At 69.1% G+C, this 9,062-nt stretch carries 9 protein-coding genes; 7 read left to right on the forward strand and 2 right to left on the reverse strand.

The features are described 5' to 3' along the window. From idi to VFX99_RS10895, 7 genes are all read left to right on the forward strand, one after another. Window positions 1-420 (forward strand): isopentenyl-diphosphate Delta-isomerase (gene idi / locus VFX99_RS10865; protein ID WP_329666309.1); only part of this gene is annotated, 420 nt, incomplete at its 5' end. After that, window positions 417-1,472: a polyprenyl synthetase family protein gene (locus VFX99_RS10870; RefSeq protein ID WP_329666310.1), complete on the forward strand. Its 1,056-nt coding sequence runs from the start codon at window positions 417-419 to the stop codon at window positions 1,470-1,472. The genes idi and VFX99_RS10870, both read left to right, overlap by 4 nt. Then, window positions 1,469-2,350 (forward strand): phytoene/squalene synthase family protein, encoded by an 882-nt coding sequence (locus tag VFX99_RS10875; RefSeq protein ID WP_329666311.1) that lies wholly within the window; start codon window positions 1,469-1,471, stop codon window positions 2,348-2,350. The genes VFX99_RS10870 and VFX99_RS10875 overlap by 4 nt, the downstream gene beginning before the upstream one ends. Before the next feature lie 32 nt (window positions 2,351-2,382). After that, window positions 2,383-3,957, forward strand: coding sequence for a phytoene desaturase family protein (crtI, locus tag VFX99_RS10880; protein ID WP_329666312.1), 1,575 nt, complete (start codon window positions 2,383-2,385; stop codon window positions 3,955-3,957). A gap of 2 nt (window positions 3,958-3,959) precedes the next feature. Continuing rightward, window positions 3,960-4,313: a lycopene cyclase domain-containing protein gene (locus VFX99_RS10885; protein ID WP_329666313.1), complete on the forward strand. Its 354-nt coding sequence runs from the start codon at window positions 3,960-3,962 to the stop codon at window positions 4,311-4,313. Next, window positions 4,310-4,627, forward strand: a complete 318-nt coding sequence (locus VFX99_RS10890; RefSeq protein WP_329666314.1) for a lycopene cyclase domain-containing protein — start codon at window positions 4,310-4,312, stop codon at window positions 4,625-4,627. The genes VFX99_RS10885 and VFX99_RS10890 overlap by 4 nt, the downstream gene beginning before the upstream one ends. Continuing rightward, the gene (locus tag VFX99_RS10895; RefSeq protein ID WP_329666315.1) at window positions 4,624-5,514 is read left to right on the forward strand and encodes a prenyltransferase; all 891 of its coding nucleotides are present in this window, start codon (window positions 4,624-4,626) and stop codon (window positions 5,512-5,514) included. Before VFX99_RS10890 ends, VFX99_RS10895 begins: the two co-directional genes overlap by 4 nt. Window positions 5,515-5,607: 93 nt before the next feature. Here the strand turns inward: VFX99_RS10895 and VFX99_RS10900 are convergent, their stop codons facing one another. Together VFX99_RS10900 and VFX99_RS10905 are read right to left on the reverse strand one after the other, a co-directional pair. Further along, complete coding sequence (locus tag VFX99_RS10900) at window positions 5,608-8,517, reverse strand: UPF0182 family protein (RefSeq protein ID WP_329666316.1); 2,910 nt, start codon at window positions 8,515-8,517, stop codon at window positions 5,608-5,610. A gap of 155 nt (window positions 8,518-8,672) precedes the next feature. Beyond that, window positions 8,673-9,062 (reverse strand): S16 family serine protease (locus tag VFX99_RS10905; RefSeq protein ID WP_329666317.1); only part of this gene is annotated, 390 nt, incomplete at its 5' end.

Raw genomic sequence — 9,062 nt, forward strand, 5'->3', positions numbered from 1 at the left:
GTTCTCGTCACGCGGCGCGCACTCGGAAAGACGACATGGCCCGGCGTGTGGAGCAACTCGTTCTGCGGACACCCGCGGCCGGCAGAACCCGTACTCTCCGCGGTGCACCGCAGGGCGGAGTACGAGCTCGGCATCACGCTCACCGACATCACACTCGCGCTGCCCCTGTTCCGCTACCGCGCCGTCGACACCAGCGGCATCGTGGAGCACGAAGTGTGTCCGGTGTACACCGCCCGCACCGGCGACGAACCCATCCTCAATCCGCTCGAAGTGGTCGAAGCCAAGTGGGTCGACCCTCGGGATCTCGGCACCGCATTGACGGCCACGCCGTGGGCCTTCAGCCCGTGGCTCGTGCTGCAGGCCGAGCAGCTGCATCTCTTCGACGCCGAGCCTGCCTTGCAGCGACGACGCGCGTCATGATTCCGCTCGCCGCCCGCGCGGCCATCGACGAGACGATCGACGGTTCACTCCGGCGCATTCGTCGCCGGGCGAGCGAGCTGGGCGGCGGCTTCGAGGAGCTCGGCGAAGCGGTCTGCCGTGCGACGGCAGGCGGCAAGCGGCTCCGTCCAACGCTCGTTGCGGCATCATTCGCGGCCTTCGGCGGTCATTCGGACGACTGCCCCGCGCTCTATCCGGTCGCGGCCGCGTTCGAGCTGCTGCACACGGCCTTCGTGGTGCACGACGACGTGATCGACCACGACACGGTGCGCCGCGGCATCCCGAACGTGGCCGGCGAGTTCCGCCTGCGTGCTCGCACGCGCGGAGCCGATGCCACGGGGGCAGCCCTCCTCGGCGACGCGGCAGCCATCCTCGCCGGTGATCTCCTGCTGCACGAGGCGTCCCGCCTGATCGCCCTCGCCGACGTACCGGGCGACGTGCGAGCCGGACTGTTCGGTCTGCTGGACGACGCGATCTACGTGTCGGCCGCGGGCGAGCTGGCGGATGTCGAGAACGCCGTGATGCCCGACTACGCCGAGGCGGAAGCCATCTTCAACGCCACATTCAACAAGACCGCCGTGTACTCCTTCAGCGCTCCGCTGTGCGCAGGCGCTCTTCTGGCGGGCGCGTCGCGGGAGGCGATCGCCGCGCTCGACGCGGAGGGCGGTCGGCTCGGGCTGGCCTTCCAGCTGGCGGACGACCTCATCGGCGCGTTCGGCTCGGCGGAGCAGGCCGGCCGCGACTCGGGCGGGGACCTGCGCGAGTCCAAACGCACGCCACTCATCGCGCTCGCGCGACAGACTCCCGACTGGTCCCGGGTCGACGAGGCACTCGCGGTGGCCCACACCGGGCCCATCGCGGTCCGCGAGGCTCAGATCGCGCTGGAGGAGAGCGGCGCCCGCCTGCGCCTGCGGGCGCTCATCGACGACACGCTCGTGGCGGTGCGCGCGTCCGCCGACGCCCCCGGATTCCCCGTCGCCGCGCGACCTCTGATCCACCAGCTGGCCGACCGCGTGCAGGAGCGCATCCCGTGAGCCACGAGCCCACCGGCCTCGCCCTGTACGACAAGACGGCGCGGGATGCGGCGGCGGCCGTGATCACCGCGTATTCGACGTCGTTCGCCCTCGCCACGCGCCTGCTGGGCGCTCGCCCGCGGCCGCACGTGCGCAATGTCTACGCCCTCGTGCGCATCGCGGACGAGATCGTGGACGGGCCCGCGGCAGCCGCAGGATTGGATCCGTCCGAGGAGCGCCGGATCCTGGACGCGCTGGAGGCGGAGACCGTCGCGGCGATCGCCCGCGGATTCAGTTCGAACCTCGTCGTGCATGCGTTCGCCCGCACGGCCAGGGAGTGTGGGATCGACGAGGAACTCGTCGGCCCGTTCTTCTCGTCCATGCGCACCGACATCGTGACCTCACAGCACGACGCCGCCTCGCACGACGACTACGTCTACGGATCGGCGGAGGTGGTCGGCCTGATGTGCCTGCAGGTGTTCGTGAACGCGGGTGCGGTCCGCCCGGCGCGACCCGCCACCGAACTGATCGACGGTGCCCGGCGCCTCGGGGCCGCATTCCAGGACGTGAACTTCCTGCGCGATCAGCACCACGACGAGGGTGCCCTCGGGCGCGACTACCTCGGGCTGGCATCCGGCGAGTCCAGCCGGCTCGACGTGCTCGACCGGATCGACGCCGATCTGGCGGCCGCCGCAGCGGTCATCCCGAGGCTCCCGGCGGACTGCCGCCGCGCGGTGACGGCAGCGCACGACCTGTTCGCCGCACTGTCCACGAGGCTGCGTCGCGACTCGCCATCGGACGAGCGGATCCGCGTGCCCGATCCGGTGAAGGCCGCGCTCGCCGCTCGGGCCTGGCTCGGATTCGCGCCGCGCCGGCAGACGACGCGGGCACACGCATGACGGCGGGCGAAGCATCCCGGGAGGCTGCACACATGGCGGATACAGCGGACCAGAACGGCGCGGCGATCGTGATCGGCGCCGGCATCGCGGGCCTCGCCACGGCCGCCCTGCTCGCATCCGAGGGCTGGGATGTCACCGTCCTCGAGGCGCGCGATGAGGTCGGAGGTCGCGCCGGATCCTGGGAGTGCGAAGGGTTCCGGTTCGACACCGGGCCGAGCTGGTATCTGATGCCCGAGGTCTTCGACCACTTCTTCCGCCTGCTCGGCACGAGCGCTGAGCAGGAGCTCGATCTGGTCCGCCTCGACCCGGCGTACCGCGTCTACACCGAGCCGACCGCCACGCCCCCTCTGCCGCCGACCGACGTCCGCTCGGGGCGTGATGCCGCCACGGCCCTGTTCGAGAGGATCGAGCCCGGCGCCGGGGCGAAGCTCGACACCTACCTCGACTCCGCGGCCGACGCGTACGAACTGTCGGTGTCCCGGTTCCTCTACGACACGTACGAGACGACGGCGGGGCTGCGCGACCCGGTCATCCTGCGCCGCGCCGGTCAGCTCGCGCCGCTGCTCGCGCAGTCGCTCGCCGCACACGTCGAGCGCCGGTTCACCGACACGCGGCTCCGACAGATCCTCGGGTACCCGGCCGTGTTCCTCGGCGGATCCCCCTACAGCGTGCCGAGCCTGTACCACCTGATGAGCCATCTCGACCTCGACGATGGCGTCCTGTATCCCCGCGGAGGCCTTACCGAAGTGATCCGCGCTGTCGAACGCCTCGCCGTCGCGTCCGGAGCGGTCATCGAGACCGGCTGCGAGGTGGTGCAGATCACGACGACGGATGCCGCCGCGACGGGCGTTCGCCTGGCCGACGGGCGACGACTGCCCGCGGATCTGGTGGTGTCGACCGCGGACCTGCACCATACCGAGACCGCGCTGCTGCCCCCGGGGCTGCAGACCTACCCCGAGAAGTGGTGGGCCAAGCGGACACCCAGTCCGGGCGCGCTGCTGCTGCTGCTGGGCGTCGAGGGCGAGCTGCCGCAGCTGGCGCACCATACGCTGGTGTTCGCCGAGGACTGGCGCGCGAACTTCGACGACATCTTCCAGGAGCCCAGCCGCATCCCCGACCCGGCGTCGCTGTACGTGTGCAAGCCCAGCGCGACGGATCCGAGTGTGGCGCCGCCCGGTCACGAGAACCTCTTCGTGCTCGTGCCGATCCCCGCCGATCCGACCATCGGCCGGGGCGGAGTGGACGGCGACGGCGACCCCGCTGTGGAGACCGCCGCCGACCGTGCGATCGAGCAGATCGCGCGGTGGTGCGGGATCCCGGATCTGGCCGACCGTGTCGTGGTGCGACGCACGATCGCCCCCGGCGACTTCGCCGCCGATCTGCATGCCTGGCGGGGCAACGCGCTGGGCCTCGCACACACACTCGGCCAGAGCGCCATGTTCCGGCCGCGGAACGCTTCACGGAAGGTGCGCGGGCTGTCGTACGCCGGCGGGTCGGCCCTGCCCGGGATCGGGCTGCCGATGTGCCTCATCTCGGCGGAGCTGGTGCTCAAGCGCCTGCGCGGCGACCGCACACCCGGGCCGCTTCCCGAGCCGGCCAGAGTGTGACGATGCCGGGGATCTACCTGCTTGCGATCCTCGTCTCCGCCGGCGGGATCGCCGCGCTCGACGCGCGGTGGCGCCTGGCCGGGTGGCGTGCGCCGGGACGCACCGCGATCGCGGTGGCGATCGGCACGGCCTTCTTCCTGATCTGGGATGCGGTCGGCATCGCGACGGGCGTCTTCGTCAAGGGCGACAGTCCTCTCCTGGTGGGAATCGATCTCGCCCCGCAGCTGCCCCTCGAAGAGCCGTTCTTCCTCGCGTTCCTCTGCTACCTCGCTCTCGTCGCGTGGGCCGGCGCACTCCGGGTGCTCGCTCGCCGATCCGCCAAGACGAACGTGGACGCAGCGGAGCGCCCCGCATGACCTACCCGGTGATCATCCTGCCCTTCCTCTTGGCCACGCTGGGGGTTACTCTCGCCACCGTGAAGTGGCCGGCATTCGGGAAGCGCATGGCGGCGTCCGCTGTGGCGGCCGCGGTGCTGCTGGTCCTCACGGCCGTCTTCGACAACATCATGATCGCGGCAGGTCTGTTCACCTATCCCCCGGAGCACCTCAGCGGTCTGCGTATCGGGCTGGCACCGCTGGAGGACTTCTCGTACCCGCTGTGCGCGGCCTTCCTCGTCCCCGCCGTCTTCACCCTGCTGTCCCGGTCCCGCACCCGCGAGCGAACGCCATGAGCGATGCGCGCGCGCTGCGGCCGGGGACCGTGAAACAGCTTTTCGTCGCATCTCGTCCGGTCAGCTGGATCAACACGGCCTACCCGTTCGCGGCCGCGTACCTGATGACGACGCGCCAGATCGATCTGACGCTCCTGATCGGCACGCTGTTCTTCCTTGTGCCCTACAACCTCGCGATGTACGGCATCAACGATGTCTTCGACTACGAGTCGGATCTGCGCAATCCGCGCAAGGGCGGCGCGCACGGTGCAGTGCTCGACCGGAGGATGCACCGGATCACACTGTGGGCGGCGGCGCTGTCGTGCGCGCCGTTCGTGGTCTACCTCGCCGTGGTCGGCTCACCCGCGTCGTGGCTGGTCCTGGCCGCGAGCCTGTTCTTCGTCGTCTACTACAGCGCTCCCCCGCTGCGGTTGAAGGAGGTGCCCTTCGCGGACTCGGTGACCTCGAGCATCCACTTCTTCTCTCCTGCGGTGTACGGTCTCGTGCTCGCGGGCGCGTCCTGGACGTGGCAGCTGGGCGCGGTGATCCTGGCGTTCGCGCTGTGGGGAGTCGCCTCGCACGCGTTCGGTGCGGTGCAGGATGTCGTCGCCGACCGCGCAGCCGGCATCTCGTCGATCGCCACGGCACGAGGAGCCCGCTGGACGGTGCGCTTCTCCCTCGCGTGCTACGCCGCCGCGGGTGCGGTCATGCTCGTCGCCCCGTGGCCCGGCCCCCTTGCGGCATTGATCGCGCTCCCCTACCTGACGACGGTGTGGCCGTTCCGGTACGTCACGGATGACACGGCGGAAAGAGCGACCCTCGGATGGCGACGATTCCTCTGGGTGAACCAGATCGCCGGCCTGGCCGTCACCCTTCTGCTGATCTGGCGCTGGTTCCTCACCGCCTGACCCCTCGCTGGCCGAGCGACCGGAAGACGAAACGCACCCCGCTGTGAGGTGCGTTTCGTCTTTTCGCTCGACAACCAGCGGCGGGCGAACGGGTTATTGGTCGCCCAGCTCGATGAGCTGTTCGACGGCCGCGGTGAGCCGCTCGTCCGCCTCGCCGTACGCGGCCCAGTCGCCAGCCTGGAGCGCCGCCTGGCGGTCGAGCATCGCCTGCTGCGCCTCCTGCAGCGCCGCCTGATAGTCGTCGGTGGGCGGCTCGGCCGGGTCGGTCGGCGCGGGCGTCGGCTCACCCGGTGTCGGAGTGGGCGTCGGTCCCGGCGTGGGCGTCACGTCGGCGTCGCCGCTGTCGGCACCCGAGTCTCCGCCGAACAGCACGTCGAGAGCCTCATTGAGGGTGTCTTCGAAGGCGACCTCATTGCCGAACGCGACCAGCACCTTCTGCAGCTGCGGCAGCTGCGTGCCGCTGGAAGCCTGCACGAAGACGGGTTGCACGTACAGCAGGCCGCCGCCGACGGGCAGGGTGAGCAGGTTGCCGTTGATCACCTCGGACTGCCCCTGTTTCAGCAGGTTGATCTGAGAAGAGATGAGCGGATCGGAGTTGAACGTGTTCTGCACCTGACCGGGGCCCGGAATCGTCGTGTCGGCGTCCACCACCAGCATCCGGAGTTTGCCGTAGTCGGGGCTCTTGACCCCGGACTCGCTCCCCGCATTCGAGTCGACGGCGAGATAGCCCATCAGGACGTTCCGCGACGCGGTCCCCTCCGAGGACGGGATGAAGCTCGTGAACATCGAGTACGTCGGCGCATCCTGACCCGGCATCTGCATCGTGAGGTAATACGGGGGCTGCAGCACCGTGTCCAGCTGCGGGTCGTTCGGCGTCTGCCACGCGTTGTCGCGCTGGTAGAACGACTGCGCGTCGTCGACGTGGTACACGCCGAGCGCGTATCGCTGCACTTTGAACAGGTCGGTCGGGTACCGCACGTGACTCATCAGATCGCCGGACATCTCGCTGATCGGCTTGACGGTCGAGGGGTACACGTTCTGCCACGCCTGCAGGATCGGGTCCTCATCGTCCCACGCGTACAGCGTCACCGAGCCGTCGTAGGCGTCGACGGTCGCCTTGACCGAGTTGCGGATGTAGTTGATGTCATCGAGCGCGAATCGCTGCGCCGTGGTGTTGGAGTCGGAGATCGCCTGCTGCAGGCTGACCGTCGTCGAGTACGGATAGTTCGCACTGAGGGTGTAGCCGTCGATGATCCACACGATCCGCCCATCCACCACGCTCGGGTACGGGTCGCTGTCGAGCGTCAGATACGGCGCGGCCTTCTGCACCCGCGCGCTCGGGTCGCGGTCGTACAGGATCTGGGAGTCCTCGTTGACGTAGTCGGAGAAGAGGATCTGCTCGGACTGGAACTTCAGCGCGAAGATCAGCCGGTTGAAGACGCTGCCGATGCTCGGACCGCCGTCGCCGGTGAAGGTCGTCTTCGTCTCCGACGCACCGTCGGCGCCCGAAGGGTAGTCGAGCTCGATCGGGTCGGTTCCCTCAGGCGCGCCGACGATCGAGTAGGTCGGCGAGTATTCGCCGAAGTAGACGCGGGGCTCGAAGTTCTCCTGGTCGGACAGGAACCCAGCGGCGGGGATTCCGCGCTCGAGGAAGACCGGGTCGCCGTCCGTGGTGCGGTCGTTGCCCTTGGCTGCGACGACGCCGTAGCCGTGCGTGTAGACGAGAGTGGTGTTCTGCCAGGATGCCGCGGCTCCGAGCTGATCCATGTTCAGCTCGCGCACCGACGTCACCGTGTCCTGCGAAACGCCGTCGATCTCGTAGCGGTCGACGTCGAGCGGGTCCTGGAATTGGTAGTACGAGCGGTACTGCTCGAGCTGGCGCACCGTCGGGCTGATCACGGTCGGGTCCATGATGCGGATCTGCGCGGTGGTCGCGGCGTCCTCGCGGAGCTGGTTCTGCTCGACGTCGGTGACGGCTTCGAAGTTGGTCTTCTCGAGACCGTCGATGCCGTAGGCGGCCTGCGTCATGTCGATGCCGCGCTGGTAGTACTCGCGCTCGAGGGCCAGCTGGTTCGGCCGCACCTGGAACGTGTTCACCACCCAGGGGTAGCCGATGCCGACGACGATCGCCGAGACGATGAGCAGGGCGGTCGCGATGAGCGGGTAACGCCAGCGGCCGATGACCGCCGTGACGAAGAAGAGGATGGCGACGATGACGGCGACGATCGCGAGGATCGTCTGTCCCGGGATGACGGCGTTGACGCCGGTGTACCCGGGGCCGGTGATGCGGTCGCCCGGCTCGACGAGCGTCTTGTAGCGATCCAGCCACAGGCTCGCGCCCTGGACGAGCAGGTAGAGGCCGGCGATCACCGCGAGCTGGATGCGGGCGGCTTTGGAGATCCGCAGCTCGCGCTGGCCGATCCGCACCGATCCGTACAGGTACGACACGAGCGCCGTGACCAGAAGGCACACCAGCAGCACGGCTGAGATGAATCCGAGCAGCGCGCTGTAGAACGGCATGGCGAACAGATAGAAGCCGGTGTCCAGGTTGAACTGCGGGTCGGTCGTGTCGGTCGCGACACCGTTGAGCCAGAGCCAGGTCGTCTCCCAATTCGCCGACGCCGCGAAGCCGGAGAAGAAGCCGAAGAAGATCGGGATGCCCCACATCGCGAGGCGACGAAGCGGCTCGACGACCTCCTGGTACCGATCCAGCTGCGAGCTCAGCCGCGCGTACACGGGCCGGAGCCGATAGGCCAGCTGGATGGCCAGCCACACCGGCAGGGCCATCCCGATGAACCCGACGAGGAACATCACGACGCGCGCGACCCACTGGGTCAGCAGGACGGACTGGAACTCCAGCTGGGCGTACCACTGCCAGTCGGCGTAGAGGTTGGCGAAGACGAAGAACGCCACGACGAGCGCGGCGATGATCGCGAGTGAAATCGCGATGATTCTGCGGGATCGGGAGGGCGTGGCCGGGGTCGGCGCGGAGGTCGTGGTCACCCTTCAATCCTAGGTGTGCAGTTCTGGGCGGATGCCGCGCACGGCGAACTCCCGGCGGAGCCCGGGCCAGCTCGCAGTGCGCTCAGGGCGAACCGTGACCAGTCCGTGTTCCACGCAGTCGGCGACGCCCCTTCGATGACGGTCCGGTCGGCTGCTCAGGAGCCACAGGCGGGCAGCGCATCCAGGTCGCCGTCCTCGCGGATCGTGTCGAGCACGTCGATGGCGTCGTCGAGCGTTGCGACCGAGAACACGCGCAGCCCGTCGGGGACGTGGCCGACGACCTCGTCGCAGTTCTCGGCCGGGGCCAGGAACCAGTCGGCGTCCGCGTCACGGGCACCCCACAGCTTCTGACGGATGCCGCCGATCGGGCCTACTCGGCCGTCCGCCGAGATCGTTCCGGTGCCCGCGACGGTCTCGCCGCCGTTGAGCTGACCGGGCGTGAGCGTGTCGACGATCCCGAGCGCGAACATCATTCCGGCGCTCGGGCCGCCGACGTTGTTGAGCTGGATGGTCACATCGATCGGGAACTCGAAGTCGTTCGTGAG

Source organism: Microbacterium sp., assembly GCF_036277215.1.
Lineage (GTDB): Bacteria > Actinomycetota > Actinomycetes > Actinomycetales > Microbacteriaceae > Microbacterium.

Excerpts from the sequence above, each read along its gene's own strand:
- VFX99_RS10870 (WP_329666310.1), top strand. The coding sequence starts at position 417 with ATGATTCCGCTCGCCGCCCGCGCGGCCATCGACGAGACGATCGACGGT.
- crtI (WP_329666312.1), top strand. The coding sequence starts at position 2,383 with ATGGCGGATACAGCGGACCAGAACGGCGCGGCGATCGTGATCGGCGCC.
- VFX99_RS10885 (WP_329666313.1), top strand. The coding sequence starts at position 3,960 with ATGCCGGGGATCTACCTGCTTGCGATCCTCGTCTCCGCCGGCGGGATC.
- VFX99_RS10890 (WP_329666314.1), top strand. The coding sequence starts at position 4,310 with ATGACCTACCCGGTGATCATCCTGCCCTTCCTCTTGGCCACGCTGGGG.
- VFX99_RS10895 (WP_329666315.1), top strand. The coding sequence starts at position 4,624 with ATGAGCGATGCGCGCGCGCTGCGGCCGGGGACCGTGAAACAGCTTTTC.